This is a genomic window from Streptomyces sp. ActVer, from assembly GCF_027270795.1.
GTDB lineage: Bacteria > Actinomycetota > Actinomycetes > Streptomycetales > Streptomycetaceae > Streptomyces > Streptomyces umbrinus_A.
The window spans coordinates 1-18857 of the sequence record NZ_JAPWHT010000186.1; the positions used below are offsets into that span (position 1 = coordinate 1).

Here is an 18857-nt window from a genome sequence, read left to right on the forward strand (position 1 = left end):
TAGTCGGCCCCCCGCCAGTACAGCTCGTTGTGAAGGCAGCGCCCGGCATCGGACGTGGCCCAGTTGGAGACCTCGTACCAGGAGAAGCCCGTCGCGGAGAGGCGGTCCTCAGCGATGAGGTACCGGTCCGCGTGCACGTCGTCGTCGGTCATGGGCACCTCCCCACGCCGGATGCGGCGCGCGAGCTGTGTCCCCTCCTCGACGATCAGGGCGTACGCCGACACATGGTCGGGCCCGGCACCGATCGCCGCGTCGAGCGAGGCCCGCCAGTCGTCGTCGCTCTCACCGGGCGTGCCGTAGATGAGGTCGAGGTTGACGTGGTCGAACCCGGCCGCGCGGGCCTCGGCGACACAGGCCTCGGGCCGGCCTGGCGTGTGCGTACGGTCCAGGACCTTGAGTACGTGCTGCCGCGCGCTCTGCATGCCGAACGAGACGCGGTTGAATCCGCCCTCCCGGAGCGCGGCCAGGTATGCCGGGTCCACGGACTCCGGGTTCGCCTCCGTCGTGATCTCCGCGTCCGCCGCGAGCCCGAACTCGTCCCGGACCGCCCCCAGCATCCGTACGAGATCGTCGGCGGCCAGCAGTGTGGGCGTACCGCCGCCGACGAAGACCGTGCGGACGGGCCGCGGGTCGTCGCCGAGGACCTTGCGGGCCAGGCGGATCTCGTCGATCAGGGTCGAGGCGTAGTTGTCGCGGGAGGCGAGCACGCCCCCCGAGCCGCGCAGCTCCGTCGCCGTGTACGTGTTGAAGTCGCAGTAGCCGCAGCGGGTCGCGCAGTACGGGACGTGGAGGTAGAACCCGAGCGGACGGTCGGCCGCGCCGGCCAGGGCGTGCGCGGGCAGCGCCCCGTCGTCGGGGACGGGCTCGCCGTCGGGAAGTGCGGAAGGCATGTACTCCATTGTCCAGCACCTTCGGCACTCCCCGCCCAGCCCCCTTTGGGGCCGCCTACTCCGCCTGCAGCACCAGCAGCGCCAGGTCGTCCTCCGGCGGCTTGCCGCCGAACTCGTGGACCAGCCGGCGGATCCGTTCGGCGATCAGCTCGGCGCTCAGGCCCGCGCACCCGGTGAGCGCGGCGGCGAGGCCGTCGTCGTCGTCGAACTGCCGGTGCCCGCTGCGGCGCTCGGTCACGCCGTCCGTGACGCACAGGAGGCTGTCGCCGGGGCGCAGCTCGAAGGTCCCGCAGAGGTAGCTGGCGTCCTCGAAGACGCCGAGGAGGGTCTGCGGCTGGGCCACCTCACCGACCTCCCCGGACGGTTGCAGGAGCAACGGCAGCGGGTGTCCGGCGGAGGCGACCGTGCAGTGCACCCCGCCCTCGAAGGGCACCAGCTCGCCGTAGAGGAGGGAGAGGAAACGGGTCTGCGGCCCCTCGTCCGCGAGCCCGGTGCCGCCCGCGGACACCAGGGCCCGGGCGGCCGCGTCGGACGCCTCGGTCGCGTCGTCGAGGAGCAGCTGGTTGAGACGGTCGAGGACATCGGGCACCTCGTAACCCTCCCGGGCGAGGAGCCGCAGCCACGGCCGGGCCAGACCGATCACCACGGCCGCCTCGGGTCCTTTGCCCTGTACGTCGCCGAGGGCGAAGCACCAGCGGCCGTCGCCCGCGGGGAAGAGATCGTAGAAGTCCCCGCTGGGTCCGCCCTTGTCGCACGGCTCGTAGACGAGCGCGCTGCGTACGCCGGGGATCTCGGCGACCGCCCCGGGCAGCAGTCCGCGCTGCAGTACGCGGCTGATGGTGGCCTGGCGCGCGTACTGCCGGGCCGCGCCGATGGCGAGCGCGACGCGGCGGCTGAGGTCCTCGACGGGCCCCGTGATCTCGTCGGGGAAGCGGGTCTGCCCGGCCCGGCCGATGACCAGCGTGCCGAGCGGTCTGCCGCCCGCGATCAGCCGGAACGCGAGTGCCGATCCGCCTGTCGCCCGCGCTCCCAGCGCCTCGGCGGGCCACGGCACGGGCACGGGCCCGGCGCGGTCCGATTCGGGCAGCTCGGGCGGGTCCTTCTCCAGGAGCCGGCGCAGTTCCTCGATGCGGTTCTCGCTGCCGTGCCAGACGCGGGCGAGCCGCGGCCCGCCGACGACACCTCCGTCGGAGCGGCCCGGGGCCTCGTCCTCCAGCCACACCGCGCACCAGTCGGCGAGCCGCGGTACGAGCAGCTGTCCGGTGAGCGCGGCGACCAGGTCCTCGTCGAGCTGCCCGGCGAGCAGGTCGGAGGCCTCGGCGAGGAAGGAGAGGACGCCGCGGCTGCGCCAGTCCTGGTCCTGCATGCCGCGGCGGGGTGCGGGGGCGAGGATCTCGGCGGCCCGCTGCCCGCGCCGCAGCGCGTGTTCGCCGTCGTACGCCTCGGCCTCCTCCTCGACGGTCGCGCCGCCGTCGACGGGCAGGCGTGCCCATACGGTCTTGACGCCGGTGCGGTAGGTGATGCCCCAGGCCTCGGAGAGCGCGGCGACGAGGTGCAGGCCCCGGCCGTACTCGACGGTGTCGTACGGCTGCTCGGCCCCGTCGTCGCGCACCACGCGCGCGGGGTGGTGGTCGGACACCTCTATGACGAGGACACCGGAATCGGGGACGGGCCCTGGCCTGGAGTCGTTGCCCGCACCCTCGTCATGGCCCGAATCTTCGTACGAAGCGGCCGTTCGTACGGCCCTGGAGTCCGACGCGGCGGCCGCCGGGCAGTCCTCCGAGCAACGGCCGAGCCGGCACAGCAGCTCCACGTCCGTGCCGGCGTGCACCACCGCGTTCGTGACGAGTTCACTGACGACCACCATGGCGTCGGCGACGAGCAGGTCGGTGATGAACTCGGCGCCGGGCAGGGCGAGTTCGGTCCATTCGGCGAGTGCGGTACGGACGAACCGACGGGCGGCGCCCGGCGCTAGAGGGTTGCCCGGTAAGGACGTACGTGCCACCGCCCGCGGGCGGTCTGGTGCCTCAGGAGCACGGGACATGGACTCCCGTTGCGTCGGTATGGGCCCCACTGTGCGGCTCCCTGAGCAGTTCGGACGATTACGCCTCAGGCGATGCGGACAGAGTGACAGACTGGCCACGCCCATAAGCGCCGAGTTACCGAAGTTGGGCCACCATGAGTGAGAACAGTGCTACGCATGTGCTCGAAGACGGACAGATTCGGGCATCAGATCTGCGTCCTCTGCTCGCTGCCATGACCGCCGCCCGAGACGGCGATTTCAGCAAGGTGCCCGAATCGGGCCACGGGCTGGTGGCCGAGCTGGTCACGGTGTTCAACCAGATCCTGGACCGCAGCCTGCACTTCAACTCCGAGGTGCAACGCGTCCGCCGGGAGCTCGTCCGTCACGGCCGGCTCGACGAGCGGCTCTCCGCGAGCCCGGGGCAGGGCCACTGGACGACCCGGGTCAACGACGTGAACCAGTTGCTGGACGCGCTGGTGGCACCGGCCGCCAACGCGACCCGTGTGCTCGACGCGGTGGCGGGCGGCGACCTGACCCAGCGCGTCGACCTGCACGACGGCAACCGCCAACTGCGGGGCGATCTACGGCGGTTGGGCCGGACGGTCAACAAAATGGTCGACCAGCTTTCCCTGTTCACCGGCGAGGTGACCCGGGTGGCGCGCGAGGTCGGCACGGAGGGGCGGCTGGGCGGCCGCGCCAAGGTGACCGGTCTGTCGGGCAGTTGGCGGGACGTGACCGAGGCCGTGAACACGATGGCGTCCCGGCTGACCGCCCAGGTCCGTGACATCGCCCTGGTCACCACGGCGGTGGCGCGCGGCGACCTGACCCGCACGGTGACGGTCGAGGCGACCGGCGAGCTGCTCGAACTGAAGCTGACCGTGAACACGATGGTCGACCAGCTCTCCGCCTTCGCCGACGAGGTCACGCGCGTGGCCCGCGAGGTGGGTACGGAGGGCCAGTTGGGCGGCCGGGCCCAGGTGCGCGGTGTGTCCGGGGTCTGGAAGGACCTCACCGACAACGTCAACTTCATGGCCTCGAATCTGACCTCGCAGGTCCGCAACATCGCCCAGGTCACCACGGCCGTGGCCAACGGCGACCTGAGCCAGAAGATCACGGTCGACGCGCAGGGCGAGATCCTGGAGCTGAAGTCGACGATCAACACGATGGTCGACCAGCTCTCCGCCTTCGCCGACGAGGTCACCCGCGTCGCCCGCGAGGTCGGCACCGAAGGCAACCTGGGCGGGCGCGCGCAGGTCCGGGGAGTGTCCGGGGTCTGGAAGGACCTCACCGACAACGTCAACTTCATGGCGGACAACCTGACCTCACAGGTCCGCAACATCGCGCTCGTCTCCACCGCCGTGGCCCAGGGCGACCTCGGCAAGAAGATCACGGTGGAGGCGAAGGGCGAGATCCTGGAGCTGAAGTCGACGATCAACACGATGGTCGACCAGCTCTCCGCCTTCGCCGACGAGGTCACCCGCGTCGCCCGCGAGGTCGGCACCGAAGGAAACCTCGGAGGGCAGGCCCAGGTCCGCGGCGTCTCCGGCGTCTGGAAGGACCTCACCGACAACGTCAACTTCATGGCCCTGAACCTGACTTCACAGGTGCGGAACATCGCCCAGGTGACGACGGCCGTGGCGAACGGCAACCTCGGCAAGAAGATCACGGTCGACGCGCGCGGCGAGATCCTGGAGCTGAAGGACACGGTCAACACGATGGTGGAGCAGCTGCGCGCCTTCGCCGACGAGGTGACCCGCGTGGCCCGCGAGGTCGGCACCGACGGACGGCTCGGCGGCCGTGCCCAGGTCCTCGGCGTGTCCGGCGTCTGGCGGGACCTGACCGACAACGTCAACTACATGGCGGACAACCTGACTTCACAGGTGCGGAACATCGCGCAGGTCGCGACCGCGGTGGCCCAGGGCGACCTCTCCAAGAAGATCGACGTGGACGCGCGCGGCGAGATCCTGGAGCTGAAGACCACGATCAACACGATGGTGGACACGCTGTCGTCGTTCTCGTCCGAGGTCACGCGCGTGGCCCGCGAGGTGGGTTCGGAGGGCCAACTCGGCGGCCAGGCACGGGTGGAGGGTGTGTACGGCACCTGGAAGCGCCTGACGACGAACGTGAACGAGCTGGCGTCCAACCTCACCACCCAGGTCCGCGCGATCGCCGAGGTGGCGTCCGCGGTGGCCCAGGGCGACATGTCCCGCTCGATCACGGTGGAGACGCAGGGCGAGGTCGCCGAGCTGAAGGACAACATCAACCTGATGGTGGCCAACCTCCGCGAGACGACCCGCGCGAAGGACTGGCTGGAGTCGAACCTCGCCCGTCTCGCCGCCCTGATGCAGGGCCACCGGGACCTGATGGAGGTCGCCGACCTGATCCTGCGCGAGCTGACGCCGCTGGTGAACGCGCAGTACGGCGCCTTCTTCCTGGCCGACCCGGAGGAGGACGGCGCCTCGCTGCACACGGCCGTGCCCGCCAAGGGGCTCGCCTTCATCGCGGGGTACGGCTCGGCGCAGGGCGCGACCGTCGACACGGGCACCATGCCGGTGCACGGGCTCGTACGGCAGGCCGCCCGCGAGAAGAAGCGGATCCTGGTGGAGGAGGCCCCGCCGGACTACATCAAGATCAACAGCGGTCTGGGGGAGGCGGCTCCCGCGAGCGTCGTCATCATCCCGATCCTCTTCGAGGACAAGCTGCTGGGGGTGATCGAGCTCGCCTCGTTCTCCCGCTTCTCCGATGTGCACCTGGCGTTCTTCGACCAGTTCGTGAACACCATCGGCGTCGCGATCAACACCATCATCGCCAACTCCCGTACGGAGTCACTGCTCGGCGAGTCGCAGCGCCTGGCCGTCCAGCTCCAGGACCGCTCCGACGAACTGCAGTCGCAGCAGGCCGAGTTGCAGCGCTCCAACGCCGAACTGGAGGAGAAGGCGGCGCTGTTGGCCACCAGCTCCCAGTACAAGTCGGAGTTCCTGGCGAACATGTCGCACGAGCTGAGGACGCCCCTCAACTCGCTGCTGATCCTGGCCAGGCTGCTCTCCGACAACCCGGACGGTCATCTCTCGGACCAGGAGGTGCAGTTCGCGACGACGATCCACCGCTCGGGCTCCGACCTCCTCCAGCTGATCAACGACATCCTCGACCTGTCGAAGATCGAGGCCGGCCGGATGGACGTACGCCCGAAGAAGCTGCCGCTGATCAAACTGCTCGACTACGTCCACGCCACGTTCCGGCCGCTCACGCTGGACCGGGGGCTCGCCTTCGAGGTGGCGGTCGGCGAGGACGTACCGCGCGAGATGTACTCGGACGAGCAGCGGCTCCAGCAGATCCTGCGCAACCTGCTCTCGAACGCGATCAAGTTCACCGCGACGGGACGGGTCGAGCTGCGCGTCAACCGCGTCAAGGACACCGAGCACCGCTACACCCGCGAGAAGAGCGACCACGTGATCGCCTTCGCGGTCTCCGACACCGGCATCGGCATCGCCCCGGAGAAACTCCCGGTGATCTTCGAGGCGTTCCAGCAGGCCGACGGCACGACGAACCGCAAGTACGGCGGCACGGGCCTCGGCCTGTCCATCAGCCGGGAGATCGCGGGCCTGCTGGGCGGCCGCATCATCGCCGAGAGCATGCCCGGCAGGGGTTCCACCTTCACGCTGTACGTGCCGGTCGTCAGCCCCGGGCACTCGGCGACCGAGCCGGGCGCCGAGGAGCGGGCCCTGTCCATGCCCGAGCAGCTGTCCTCCGAGCCCTACACCGTTCACGACCAGGACGACGGCTGGCCGGCACCCACCAAACTGGAGGCGTGGAAGGCGGGGCGGGCAGGGCAGGTCCTGCCCGGGCGACGGGTGTTGATCGTGGACGACGACATCCGCAACGTCTTCGCGCTCACCCACGTACTGGGCCGGGTCGGGATGCCCGTCCTGTACGCGGAGAACGGGCGCGAGGGCATCGAGACACTGGAGCGCAACCCCGACGTCCAGCTCGTACTGATGGACATCATGATGCCGGAGATGGACGGCTACGAGACCATCGCCGCCATCCGCCGCACCCCGCGCTGGGCCGGACTTCCCATCGTCGCCCTCACCGCCAAGGCGATGCCGGGCGACCGCGAGAAGTCCATCGCGCGCGGTGCCAACGACTACGTACCCAAGCCGGTGGACGTCGATCAACTGCTGACCGTCGTCTGTGCGCTCCTGGACCCCGAGAGCACTGATGCCGAGGAGCAGGGACTCTCCGTCGCGACCGGCGCAGCGGAACCCCTGGGTTCCGGCGCGCCCGAGTCCGTCGCATCGGAGGAGCCCACCGTCCCGCCGGCGAACCAATGAGGCAGGCAGTCAATCACCATGAGCACTGAAGGCTCGACCGACGAGCGCGCCAGCATCCTCCTCGTGGACGACATGGAGGACAACCTGATCGCGCTTGAGGCCGTCCTGGGGTCCCTCAACGAACCGCTCGTACGCGCCCGTTCGGGCGAGGAGGCGATGAAGGCGCTGCTGCGGCAGCGGTTCGCCGTCGTCCTGCTCGACATCCGGATGCCGGGCATGGACGGCTTCGAGACGGCCGCGAACATCAAGCGGCTCGACCAGACCAAGGACGTACCGATCATCTTCCTGACCGGCACGGACTCCGACGCGGGCTATGCGTTTCGCGGGTACGCGACCGGAGCCGCCGACTATCTCACCAAGCCGTTCGACCCCTGGGTGCTGCGCGCCAAGGTGACCGTCTTCCTCGATCTGCACCGCAAGAACCGGCAGTTGGAGCGGATGCTCGCCCGCGAGCAGGCGCAGTTCGACGAACTCGCCGACCGCCTGCGCGCGATCGAGACCCACATGGCGACCAGCGACCTCGAGGACGTCCTCGAACTGCGCCACCACATACGCCACATGGAGGACCTGCTCCGCGAAATGCGAAAGGGGCGGGGTCTGTGACCTCGCCCCGAGGCCGACTGTGGTTCGGGCCGCGCCCCAAAGGGGCGCGGGGCTGTGTCGTCGTGCGGCTCCGCCGCGGGGCGCGACCAGCCACAACGAACCCGCAGACGAACCAACACGCTCCAAGCGGAGCGCTACGCCTCGCGTGACCCGGCGTACATCTCGTCGATCAGGTGCCTGGCTGCATCACCGCGGGGGACGACCCCCGCACCCCCAGCCGGGCCAGGGGCGCCCTCAAACCCGACGGCTACGCCTCGCGCGACCCGGCGTACATCTCGTCGATCAGGTGCTTGTACTCCCGCTCGACGACCGGGCGCTTCAGCTTCAGGCTGGGCGTCAGTTCGCCGTGTTCGATGTCGAGGTCGCGCGGGAGGAGCTTGAACTTCTTGATGGTCTGCCAGCGCTGGAGGCCCTCGTTGAGCGTCTTGACGTAGCCGTCGATGAGCTCGACCGTCGCGGGGGCGGCGACGACCTCGGCGTACGACTTGCCCGACAGGCCGTTGTCCGCGGCCCAGCCGAGGATCGACGGCTCGTCGAGGGAGATGAGGGCGGTGCAGAAGTTCCGGTCGGCGCCGTGCACGAGGATGTTGGAGACGTAGGGGCAGACGGCCTTGAACTGACCCTCGACCTCGGCGGGCGCGATGTACTTGCCTCCCGAGGTCTTGATGAGGTCCTTCTTACGGTCCGTGATGCGCAGATAGCCGTCGGGGGACAGCTCGCCGATGTCGCCGGTGTGGAACCAGCCGTCGGACTCCAGCACCTCGGCGGTCTTCTCGGGCAGTCCGTGGTAGCCCTCCATGATGCCGGGGCCGCGCAGCAGGATCTCGCCGTCGTCCGCGATGCGCACCTCGGTGCCGGGCAGCGGCTTGCCGACCGTGCCGGTGCGGTACGCCTCGCCTGGGTTGACGAAGGAGGCGGCGGACGACTCCGTGAGCCCGTACCCCTCCAGGATGTGGATGCCGGCGCCCGCGAAGAAGAAGCCGATCTCGGGCGCGAGGGCCGCCGACCCGGAGACGCAGGCGCGCAGGTTGCCGCCGAAGGCCTCACGGATCTTGGCGTAGACGAGCGCGTCGGCGACCTTGTGCCTGGCCGAGAGGCCGAAGGGCGCGGAGGCGGTGCCGGTGCGGCGGAAGTTGTCCTGCGTGGCCTTCGCGTACTCGCGGGAGACGCCGGCCGCCCACTGGAAGATCTTGTACTTGGCACCGCCGGCGGCCCGCGCCTTGGCCGCGACCCCGTTGTAGACCTTCTCGAAGATGCGGGGCACGGCAGCCATGTACGTCGGCTGTACGACCGGCAGGTTCTCGATGATCTTGTCGACGCGGCCGTCGACGGCGGTGACGTGTCCGACCTCGATCTGGCCGGACGTGAGCACCTTGCCGAAGACGTGCGCCAGCGGCAGCCACAGGTACTGGACGTCCTCCTGGCCGACCAGACCGGTCGCGGCGATGGCCTTCGCCATGTACGACCAGTTGTCGTGCGGCAGCCGGACGCCCTTGGGGCGGCCCGTGGTGCCGGAGGTGTAGATGAGGGTGGCCAGCTGGTCCTTGGTGATCGCCCCGACCTTCTCCTTGATCAGGTCGGGGTTCTTCTCCAGGTACGCGGCGCCGCGGGTCTCCAGCTCGGCGAGCGTGAGGACGCCCTCGCTGGACTCCACGCCGGCCGGGTCGATCACCACGACGTGGGTCAGCTCGGGCAGGTCGCCGCGCTTCTCCTGGGCCTTGGCGAGCTGCGCCGCGTCCTCCGCGATCAGCACCTTGCTCGACGAGTCGGCCAGGATGAAGGCCGACTCCTCGGCGTTCGTCTGCGGGTAGACGGTGGTCGTCGCCGCGCCCGCGCACATGATGCCGAGGTCGGCGAGGATCCAGTCGACGCGGGTCGAGGAGGCGAGCGCGACGCGCTGCTCCGGCTGCACACCCAGTTCGATCAGACCGGCCGCGATCGCGTAGACCCGGTCGGCCGCCTGCGCCCAGCTCAGGGACTTCCAGTCGTCCGGGCCCTCGCCCGAGGCGGGCGGCACCGGGTAGCGGTACGCCTCCGCGTCCGGCGTCGCCGCCACGCGCTCCAGGAAGAGGGCCGCCACGGACGGCGGACGGTTCTCGATCAGGGTCTGTGTGTCGCTCACGACATCCTCCGGGGCCCGCGACAGTGCGTGTGGCTGGCTGGTTGCGGTTGGCTCTGACAGATGGCTCAGGGGCAGATTGATGCTGGTGACTCACTGGCGACTGGCTCAGCGCACTCGTTGTTTAACTCACGAGTAACCAACGAGTGGTGATCAGAGTAAAGCCCGTCCGCCCGGTGCGTAAGGGGCGGCGTGCTGTCACTTCCTACAGAGCGTGGGCGGAACGCGGCAGTCCGTTGACGCGGCGGGCCCGCCGCGCGAAAGCGCGACGGGCCCGTGATTCCGCGGCCGCCCGACGACCGTGCCGGCGGCTACTTCTTGCCCTTGCCCGAGCCGGCCGCGTCGTCGCTGGACAGAACGGCGATGAAGGCCTCTTGCGGAACCTCCACAGAGCCCACCATCTTCATCCGCTTCTTGCCTTCCTTCTGCTTCTCCAGCAGCTTCCGCTTACGGGAGATGTCACCGCCGTAGCACTTGGCGAGGACGTCCTTCCGGATGGCGCGGATGGTCTCGCGGGCGATGACCCGGGACCCGATGGCCGCCTGGATGGGAATCTCGAAGGCCTGGCGCGGGATGAGCTCGCGCAGCTTGGCGACGAGCCGCACTCCGTACGCGTAAGCCGCGTCCTTGTGCGTGACGGCGGAGAAGGCGTCGACGCGGTCGCCGTGGAGGAGGATGTCGACCTTCACCAGCGAGGCGTCCTGCTCGCCGGTGGGCTCGTAGTCCAGGGAGGCGTACCCGCGGGTCTTGGACTTCAGGTTGTCGAAGAAGTCGAAGACGATCTCGGCGAGGGGCAGCGTGTAGCGGATCTCGACGCGGTCCTCGGAGAGGTAGTCCATGCCGAGGAGGGTGCCGCGGCGGGTCTGGCAGAGCTCCATGATCGAGCCGATGAACTCGCTGGGAGCGAGGATCGTGGCGCGGACGACCGGCTCGAAGACCTTGTCGATCTTGCCCTCGGGGAACTCGCTCGGGTTGGTGACCGTGTGCTCCTTCCCGTCCTCCATGATCACGCGGTAGACCACGTTGGGCGCGGTGGCGATGAGTTCGAGGTTGAACTCGCGCTCCAGGCGCTCACGGATGACGTCGAGGTGCAGCAGGCCGAGGAAGCCGACACGGAAGCCGAAGCCGAGGGCCGCGGAGGTCTCCGGCTCGTAGACCAGGGCGGCGTCGTTGAGCTGGAGCTTGTCCAGCGCCTCGCGGAGGTCGGGGTAGTCCGAGCCGTCCAGCGGATACAGCCCCGAGAAGACCATCGGCTTGGGGTCCTTGTACCCGCCGAGGGCCTCGGTGGCGCCCTTGTCCTTGCTGGTGATCGTGTCACCGACCTTGGACTGACGGACGTCCTTCACGCCGGTGATGATGTAGCCCACCTCGCCGACGCCGATGCCGTCGGCCGGCGTCATCTCGGGGGACGAGACGCCGATCTCCAGCAGCTCGTGGGTGGCGCCGGTCGACATCATCTTGATGCGCTCGCGCTTGTTGAGCTGGCCGTCGATGACACGTACGTACGTGACCACGCCCCGGTAGGAGTCGTAGACCGAGTCGAAGATCATCGCGCGGGCGGGCGCGTCCTTGACACCGACCGGGGCCGGAACGTCGCGGACGACCCGGTCCAGGAGCGCGTCCACACCGATGCCGGTCTTCGCCGAGACCTTGAGCACGTCCTCGGGCTGGCAGCCGATGAGGTTGGCGAGCTCCTCGGAGAACTTCTCGGGCTGGGCGGCCGGCAGGTCGATCTTGTTCAGTACGGGGATGATCTTGAGGTCGTTCTCCATCGCCAGGTAGAGGTTGGCGAGAGTCTGCGCCTCGATGCCCTGAGCGGCGTCCACGAGGAGGACGGTCCCCTCGCAGGCTGCGAGCGACCGGGACACCTCATACGTGAAGTCCACGTGCCCGGGGGTGTCGATCATGTTGAGGATGTGGGTCTTGCCCGGATCCTCGGTCGGGGCCCAGGGCAGCCGGACCGCCTGGGACTTGATCGTGATGCCGCGCTCGCGCTCGATGTCCATCCGGTCGAGGTACTGAGCGCGCATCTGCCGCTGATCGACCACGCCGGTCAGCTGGAGCATCCGGTCGGCGAGCGTGGACTTGCCGTGGTCGATGTGCGCGATGATGCAGAAATTGCGGAGCAGCGCCGGGGCGGTACGGCTCGGCTCGGGCACATTGTTAGGGGTCGCGGGCACGCAGGGTCCTGTCTCTTGAGGCGCCTGTCGCCTCGGGTCGGATCGATACGTAGGCTCCATGGTCCCACGGGCGGGGGCGTGCGACCGGTTTGGGCCACTCGTGCGGTGACTGGTAGCCTGAACAGCTGTGTCTCATGCCCTCTCTGCAGGAGGCACATCCTCAAGAAACCAAACGGTGCATGAGGCGAGCGCGTGAGGCGTATTTCCGTTTCCCGTTTCTCGTTTCTCGCGTGCCAGAACCTGAGAAGGCTCATTTCGTGGCGAACATCAAGTCCCAGATCAAGCGGATCAAGACCAACGAGAAGGCTCGGCTGCGCAACAAGGCCGTCAAGTCTTCGCTGAAGACCGCGATCCGCAAGGCCCGTGAGGCTGCTGCCGCGGGTGACGTCGAGAAGGCCACGGAGGCCGCGCGCGAGGCTTCGCGCAAGCTGGACAAGGCTGTCTCGAAGGGCGTCATCCACAAGAACCAGGCCGCCAACAAGAAGTCGGCGCTTGCTTCGAAGGTCTCCACCCTCAAGGGCTGAACCCACTTGATTTGACCGCCGGAAGGACCTGAGCGGGCCCTCTCTCATCCGCTCCCGACCGGCACCCCGACTCGTACGCGACTGCGTTCGCCACGCGGGTACGAGTCCCCCGCACAATCCGAGGCCCCGACCGCTCTCCCTTCCCCAGGGGGAGAGGTCGGGGCTTTTGGCGTGTGGGTTGCGCTGCGGGGGCGGTGGGTTGCGCTGGGGGCGTGGCCGGCACTCTTCAGCCCGTCCGGCGTTTGAGGACGAGCGCGTCAGCGCGACACGGGGGCCTGGGGGCGGAGCCCCCGGAAGGGACGGGAATGGGAAGGGGCGGCGGGGCGAAGAACGCCCGGCGGCAGCTAGCCGCGGCGAGAGCGGGCCGCCCGGGCAATGGCGACGACGGCCTTCTCGAGGGCGTACTCGGGATCGTCACCCCCACCCTTCACACCGGCATCGGCCTCAGCGACCGCCCGAAGGGCGACCGAAACCCCATCCGGAGTCCACCCCCGCATCTGCTGCCGAACCCGATCGATCTTCCACGGCGGCATCCCCAGCTCCCGAGCAAGATCCGCGGGCCGCCCCCCACGAGCCGACGACAGCTTCCCAATCGCCCGCACCCCCTGCGCCAAAGCACTGGTGATCATCACCGGCGCGACCCCGGTGGACAGAGACCACCGCAGAGCCTCCAACGCCTCCGCCGCCCGCCCCTCGACCGCCCGATCGGCCACCGTGAAGCTGGAGGCCTCGGCCCGCCCCGTGTAGTACCGCCCGACAACGGCCTCGTCGATCGTCCCCTCGATGTCCGAGACAAGCTGCGTCACGGCGGACGCCAGCTCCCGCAGATCGCTCCCGATGGAGTCGACAAGGGCCTGGCAGGCCTCAGGCGTGGCGGACCGCCCCAGCGCCCGGAACTCGCTCTTCACGAAGGCCAGCCGATCCGCAGGCTTCGTCATCTTGGGGCAGGCGACCTCCCGCGCACCCGCCTTGCGCGCGGCATCGAGCAGCCCCTTGCCCTTGGCCGCACCCGCGTGCAGCAGCACGAGCGTGATCTCCTCGGCGGGGGCGCCCAGATACGCCTTCACGTCCTTGATCGTGTCGGCCGACAGATCCTGGGCGTTGCGCACCACGACGACCTTGCGCTCCGCGAAGAGCGACGGACTGGTCAGCTCGGCGAGCGTGCCCGGCTGCAACTGGTCCGACGTGAGGTCCCGTACATCCGTGTCCGCGTCGGCGGCCCGCGCGGCGACCACCACCTCCCGCACGGCACGGTCGAGCAGGAGGTCCTCCTGCCCGACGGCGATCGTGACGGGGGCGAGCGGGTTGTCCTGTGCAGAGTTCCTGGCCATCGCGCCCAAGCATCCCACGCACCACTGACAACGGACTCCGCCCGCGAGGTGGACCGCCCGCCATGGGGTGGACCGTGGGGCGGGCGCCCACCCCGAGGTGGCCCGTCAGCCGAAGGATGACCCGATGCCAGCGGGAATCAGACAACCGGAGGGCGAGCCGTCGCCCGCGCCGAGGCCCGCCGACCGCACGGAAGCCCGCCTGCCAAGAGCCAAGCCCACGGTCATGCGGCGGCCGAACCGGTCCTCACCCGCGACGGCGGCCTACGGCTCCTCGCGCCACCCGTCCCACTCCCCCGCGAACGCGTCCAGCTCCCCCGCATCGAGCCGCCCGTCCGAGTCCCGCAGGACCAGCAGCCACTGCGCGTCCTCGGCGTCGTCCTCACCGGCCAGGGCGTCCCGTACGAGCTGCGGCTCCTCGTCGAGTGCGAACCGCTCCCCGAGCGCCTCCGCCGCCTCGTGCGCGGCATCGCGGTCGGGCAGGACCAGTACATGTCTCACATCGCTCACCCGGCCATTTTCCGGTACGCGGACGACGCTCCGCGCCGAGGGCGGGCGATCCCCAAAACACCAGGTCAGACCTGCCGGCCGAGGCAGCCCCACAGACCGGGCAGCCCCATGAACCCTGCCACCCCCGTCAGCCCCGTCAGCCCTTGGGCACGATCTGTACGTCCAGATCGACCGTGATGCTCGGGCCGACCACGGCGATCCCCCGGGCGAGCATCGTCTGCCAGCTCACCGTGAAGTCGTCGCGGCGCAGTTCTGTGCTGGCCCGGCAGGCCGCCCGCACCTCGCCCTCCATGCCGTTGCCGACGCCGAGATACTCCGTGTCGAGCGTGACCGTCCGCGTCACCCCGTGCAGCGACAGCGCCCCGGTGACCGCCCACCGGTTGCCACCCCGGTGCGCGAACCGGTCACTGTAGAACTCCAGCGTCGGAAACCGGTCGACATCAAGAAAGTCCGCGGACCTCAGATGGTCGTCCCGCATCTTCACGTTCGTGTCGACGGACGACGCGTCGATCACCACATGCATGGCCGACTGCTCGGCGCGCTCGGCCAGCCGTATCACCCCCGCGAACGTGTTGAACCTGCCCCGCACCTTGGCCAGCCCGATGTGCCTGGCGGTGAACCCGATCGTGGAGTGCGTCGGCTCGATCTCCCAGTCCCCCGGCCGGGGCAGTGCGGGCGGCCGGGCGACGTGCAGCGTCACTTCGCCGAGCGAGGCCAGCGCGTTCTCCTCCACCGTGGCGTTCGCCCTGAACGGCGAGTACCCCTCGGCCGACACCGCGAGCCGGTACTCGCCCGCCGGCACCGTCACCGTGAAGGACCCGAACGGATCCAGCCCCCCGCCGACCACTTTTCGCCCCGACGTGTCCGTGACCACGAACTCGGCATGCGGCACCGGCTGGTTGACCGGATCCAGTACCCGGCAGCTGAGCACTCCTGCCCCGTCCGGCATCGGCACCGCGGCGACACGATCCGCCCGTTGCGTTCGGTTCGAACGGTTCCCCAGCCAGCTGCCAACCATCTGCGACCCACCCTCGCGCGACACGAACGTTGTGAAATCACCGTTGCAGAGGAGGTATTCGACCACTGATGCGACTTTCGAGGCAACAGACGTCTACATCGTAGGAATCCAGCACATGTGCTGGGACTACGCACCAGTAGCCCGAATTGGCAGCTCCGTTAGTGTTTTTCCCTCAGGATTGGCCTTTCCTGACAACCGGGACGCGCTCCAGCTCGATCCCGAACCGTTCCCGATACGCCTTCAACACCTCCTCGTCCGTGGCCAGATCCGACCCCTCCTTCCCTCCGTCGGGGTCCGTGACCGTGAGCGTGCGTCCGCTGAGCGTGATGCGCCCGCCGTCCTCGGTGAGCCGCGAGCAGACGAGCGACTGCGTGAAGTGCGAGGCCGGCGAGGTGCTGTGCCACCAGGCCCCGGCCAGGCAGTCCCCGAGCACCCGCGGCCGGGTCTCCAGCCGGTACTGCGACCTGCCGTCCCGCACGACGTCCAGGTCCCCGAACCGCCTGTCGTTCCCGCGCACCCCCGCCGGATCCGCGCCCGCCACGATCACCCGGAACGCGCCGCCCGGATCCGTCTGCTCGCCCCGCTCCCCGAACGCCAGCGGATAGTGGCTGTTCGCCCCGAAACCGACGTCGACGAGCCAGTCACCCCCGTCCACCGTCCGCACCCGCAGCGCGAGATGGTCGAACGGAACCCCCAGTCGCCCCTCCTCCCCGTACACGCGCGCCGCGAGCAATGTCACATCGAAGCCCAGTGCCCCGAGCAACATCCCGAACGCCCCGTTCAGTTCGTAGCAGAACCCTCCCCTCCGGGAGCCCACCAGTTTGTCCAGCAGCCGCTCCTCCTCCAGCACGATCTCCTCGCCGAGGTGGATCGACAGGTTCTCGAACGGCACCGTCATCAGGTGCCGCAACTGGAGTTCACGCAGTACGTCGGCGGTGGGCCAGGCGGGGTGGGCGGCGCCGATACGGCGGAGGTAGGCATCAGCCTGTGCGGGTTTCATGTACTCAGTCTCCCGCCACCAGCAGGCGCTCACCGCCTCCTGCCACGGCGACCGCCCCGTCCTCGTCCGTACGCAGCACCTCCGCACCCCCGGCCCGCAACGCCGCCACCGTGCTCGGCGCCGGGTGTCCGTACGGGTTGTCGGCGCCGCAGGAGATCAGAGCGAGGCGCGGCGACAGCCGGCGTATGAGGTCCGGATCCTGGTAGGCCGACCCGTGGTGGGCGACCTTGAGCACGTCCACATTCCCCAGGCCGGCGCCCGCCGGTGATCTCAGCAGTGCCTGTTGTGCCGGTGGTTCGAGGTCTCCGAGCATCAGCAGCGTCAGGCCCGCCGACCGTACGAGCAGGGTGACGCTCGCGTCGTTCGGGCCCTCGGGTCGCGGGGCCCGCTCCGGTGGCGGCCACAGGACCTGCCAGTCGAGCGCACCCGTGCGACGCCGCTCCCCCGCCACCGCCCGCGTCACCGGGATCCGCCGGGCCGCCGCCTGCCGGTGGACGGACTCCGCCTGGTCCAGCGGCTCTTCGAAGCCCGTCGTCTCGATCGCGCCCACCGATCGCCCGCGCAGCACGCCCGGCAACCCGGCGACGTGGTCCGCGTGGAAGTGGGTCAGCACGACGAGCGGGATCCGTGTGATGCCGAGCGCGCGCAGGCACCGGTCGGCCAGCGTCGGGTCCGGTCCCGCGTCGACCACGACACCGGTGCCGTCGCCCGCCGCGAGCACCATGGCGTCTCCTTGTCCCACGTCACACATCGCGAACCGCCAGCCGGGCGGCGGCCACCCCGTGATCACCCGGGTGAGAGGAGGCGGCTGCACCATCACCAGCAGAAGCAGCACTCCGCAGGCCGCGCTGAGCCAGGGGTGTCTCAGCAGTCTGCGGCCGACCAGCACCACAACGGCGATCACCAGGGCGAGCAGCAGCGCGCCCGTCCAACTGCCCGGCCAGTCCACTCCTCCGCCCGGCAGCGCGGCCCCCGCACGGGCGATGTCCGCGATCCATCCGGCGGGCCAACTCGCGCACCAGGCAAGTGCCTTGGCGACGGGCATCGCCCAGGGAGCCGTGGCCAGGGTCGCGAAGCCCAGCACCGTGGACGGCGCGACCGCGAACTCCACCAGCAGATTGCACGGCACCGCCACCAGGCTCACCCGGGCCGACAGGACGGCGACCACCGGTGCGCACACCGCCTGCGCGGCCCCCGCGGCCGCCAACGCCTCGGCCAGCCGCGGCGACACCCCACGCCTCCGCAACGCGGAACTCCATCGCGGAGCCAGCGTGAGCAGAGCGCCGGTGGCGAGCACGGACAGCAGGAACCCATAACTCCGCGCCAGCCAGGGGTCGTACAGCACCAGCAGCAGAACCGCCGTGGCCAGCGCCGGGATCAGAGATCGGCGGCGGCCGGTCGCGATGGCCAGCAGCGCGATCGATCCGCAGGCCGCGGCTCGCAGCACGCTCGGGTCCGGCCGGCACACGATGACGAAGCCGAGCGTGAGCGCCCCACCGGCCAGAGCGGTCGCCCGCAGGGGGATGCCGAGCCGCGGTGCCAGTCCTCGGCGCTCCGCCTGCTGGGCGCGACCGGGTGGCCCGATGAGCAGGGCGAGCAGGATCGTGAAGTTGGCGCCGCTCACCGCCAGGATGTGTGTGAGATCCGTCGCCTTGAACGCCTCGTCCAGCTCCGGCGAGATCCGTGAGGTGTCCCCCACCACCAGACCCGGCAACAGCGCCCGTGCGTCCGGCTCCAGACCGTCGGTCGCCGCCCGCAGCCCGGCTCTCAGATCTCCGGCGAACCGCTGCGTGTCCGACGGCGGCCCGACCACCCGCGGCGGGCCGCTGCCGCGCACGCGCAGCACCGCCGCGACCCGGTCACCGCCCCCGAGCGGGGGCACGACCCGCGCCGTCACACGCAGCCTCGTGGAAGGCAGGAGGGAGAGCCAGGGCGATCCCTGCCGCTCACGGGCCACCCGCGCACCCGCGTCCACGATCAGCAGCACCGGCGTTCGGGTTTCCGCCACCGTCCCGTCCGGTTTCTCGACCCGTCTGACCTCGGCGTTGAGCAGGATGGCGGTCGGAGCCGCGTGGTTGCCCTTGATCCGCGGACGCGTCAGCCGTGGATCCGAGGTGACCTCCACCTCGGCGGTCACCTGGGCGTACTGCCGCGCCAGCTCCGGGACGGGGCCACGCCGCAGATCCGCGCCGTGCAGACCACCCGAGGCGGCCGCCGCCGCGACACAGAGCAACACGGCGGCGACGGAGACCTTCGGCCACGAACGCCGTCGGCCTCGCCGCAAACCGCCTTGCGGCACACCACCTCGGCCAGGCTCCGGCCCCGGCTCCG

General features: G+C 69.9%; 12 protein-coding genes. 3 read left to right on the plus strand and 9 right to left on the minus strand.

Going from position 1 to position 18857, the window contains the following annotated elements; genetic code table 11:
- The coding region (locus O3Q52_RS27515; RefSeq protein WP_269651415.1) for a coproporphyrinogen-III oxidase family protein at window positions 1-890 on the minus strand (890 nt) is incomplete at its 3' end.
- 55 nt (window positions 891-945) lie between these two features.
- Complete coding sequence (locus O3Q52_RS27520) at window positions 946-2934, minus strand: ATP-binding SpoIIE family protein phosphatase (RefSeq protein ID WP_269651416.1); 1989 nt, start codon at window positions 2932-2934, stop codon at window positions 946-948.
- Between the two features lie 212 nt (window positions 2935-3146).
- On the opposite strand from O3Q52_RS27520, the gene O3Q52_RS27525 reads away from it, so the two are divergent.
- Together O3Q52_RS27525 and O3Q52_RS27530 are read left to right on the plus strand one after the other, a co-directional pair.
- Window positions 3147-7244, plus strand: coding sequence for a HAMP domain-containing protein (locus O3Q52_RS27525; RefSeq protein ID WP_269651417.1), 4098 nt, complete (start codon window positions 3147-3149; stop codon window positions 7242-7244).
- Window positions 7245-7262: 18 nt separating this feature from the next.
- A complete protein-coding gene (locus tag O3Q52_RS27530) occupies window positions 7263-7847 on the plus strand; it encodes a two-component system response regulator (protein ID WP_269651418.1) in 585 nt (194 codons plus the stop codon).
- A gap of 247 nt (window positions 7848-8094) precedes the next feature.
- On the opposite strand, the gene O3Q52_RS27535 is transcribed toward O3Q52_RS27530, so the two are convergent.
- Both O3Q52_RS27535 and lepA read right to left on the minus strand, forming a co-directional pair.
- Entirely contained in the window at window positions 8095-9969 is a 1875-nt protein-coding gene (locus tag O3Q52_RS27535; protein ID WP_269651419.1) for a long-chain fatty acid--CoA ligase, read from the minus strand.
- Between the two features lie 308 nt (window positions 9970-10277).
- Window positions 10278-12146, minus strand: a complete 1869-nt coding sequence (lepA, locus tag O3Q52_RS27540; RefSeq protein ID WP_200398218.1) for a translation elongation factor 4 — start codon at window positions 12144-12146, stop codon at window positions 10278-10280.
- A gap of 257 nt (window positions 12147-12403) precedes the next feature.
- Between lepA and rpsT the strand changes: the two genes are divergently transcribed.
- Window positions 12404-12670: a 30S ribosomal protein S20 gene (rpsT, locus tag O3Q52_RS27545; RefSeq protein ID WP_055615123.1), complete on the plus strand. Its 267-nt coding sequence runs from the start codon at window positions 12404-12406 to the stop codon at window positions 12668-12670.
- 344 nt (window positions 12671-13014) lie between these two features.
- On the opposite strand, the gene holA is transcribed toward rpsT, so the two are convergent.
- The 5 genes from holA to O3Q52_RS27570 form a co-directional block, all read right to left on the minus strand.
- Window positions 13015-14001 carry a DNA polymerase III subunit delta gene (gene holA / locus O3Q52_RS27550; RefSeq protein WP_269651420.1) on the minus strand — a complete coding sequence of 329 codons (987 nt, stop codon included), beginning with the start codon at window positions 13999-14001 and terminating at the stop codon, window positions 13015-13017.
- Between the two features lie 261 nt (window positions 14002-14262).
- Complete coding sequence (locus O3Q52_RS27555; RefSeq protein WP_055610569.1) at window positions 14263-14508, minus strand: hypothetical protein; 246 nt, start codon at window positions 14506-14508, stop codon at window positions 14263-14265.
- A 136-nt stretch (window positions 14509-14644) separates the two neighbouring features.
- The gene (locus O3Q52_RS27560) at window positions 14645-15526 is read right to left on the minus strand and encodes a YceI family protein (protein WP_269651421.1); all 882 of its coding nucleotides are present in this window, start codon (window positions 15524-15526) and stop codon (window positions 14645-14647) included.
- 172 nt (window positions 15527-15698) lie between these two features.
- On the minus strand, window positions 15699-16526 hold the full coding sequence (locus tag O3Q52_RS27565; RefSeq protein ID WP_269651422.1) for an arylamine N-acetyltransferase: 828 nt from the start codon (window positions 16524-16526) through the stop codon (window positions 15699-15701).
- A gap of 4 nt (window positions 16527-16530) precedes the next feature.
- The gene (locus O3Q52_RS27570) at window positions 16531-18825 is read right to left on the minus strand and encodes a ComEC/Rec2 family competence protein (protein WP_269651423.1); all 2295 of its coding nucleotides are present in this window, start codon (window positions 18823-18825) and stop codon (window positions 16531-16533) included.
- Window positions 18826-18857 lie beyond the last annotated feature (32 nt).

Excerpts from the sequence above, each read along its gene's own strand:
- O3Q52_RS27565 (WP_269651422.1), bottom strand. The coding sequence starts at position 16,526 with ATGAAACCCGCACAGGCTGATGCCTACCTCCGCCGTATCGGCGCCGCC.
- holA (WP_269651420.1), bottom strand. The coding sequence starts at position 14,001 with ATGGCCAGGAACTCTGCACAGGACAACCCGCTCGCCCCCGTCACGATC.
- O3Q52_RS27530 (WP_269651418.1), top strand. The coding sequence starts at position 7,263 with ATGAGCACTGAAGGCTCGACCGACGAGCGCGCCAGCATCCTCCTCGTG.
- O3Q52_RS27560 (WP_269651421.1), bottom strand. The coding sequence starts at position 15,526 with ATGGTTGGCAGCTGGCTGGGGAACCGTTCGAACCGAACGCAACGGGCG.
- O3Q52_RS27525 (WP_269651417.1), top strand. The coding sequence starts at position 3,147 with ATGACCGCCGCCCGAGACGGCGATTTCAGCAAGGTGCCCGAATCGGGC.
- O3Q52_RS27520 (WP_269651416.1), bottom strand. The coding sequence starts at position 2,934 with ATGTCCCGTGCTCCTGAGGCACCAGACCGCCCGCGGGCGGTGGCACGT.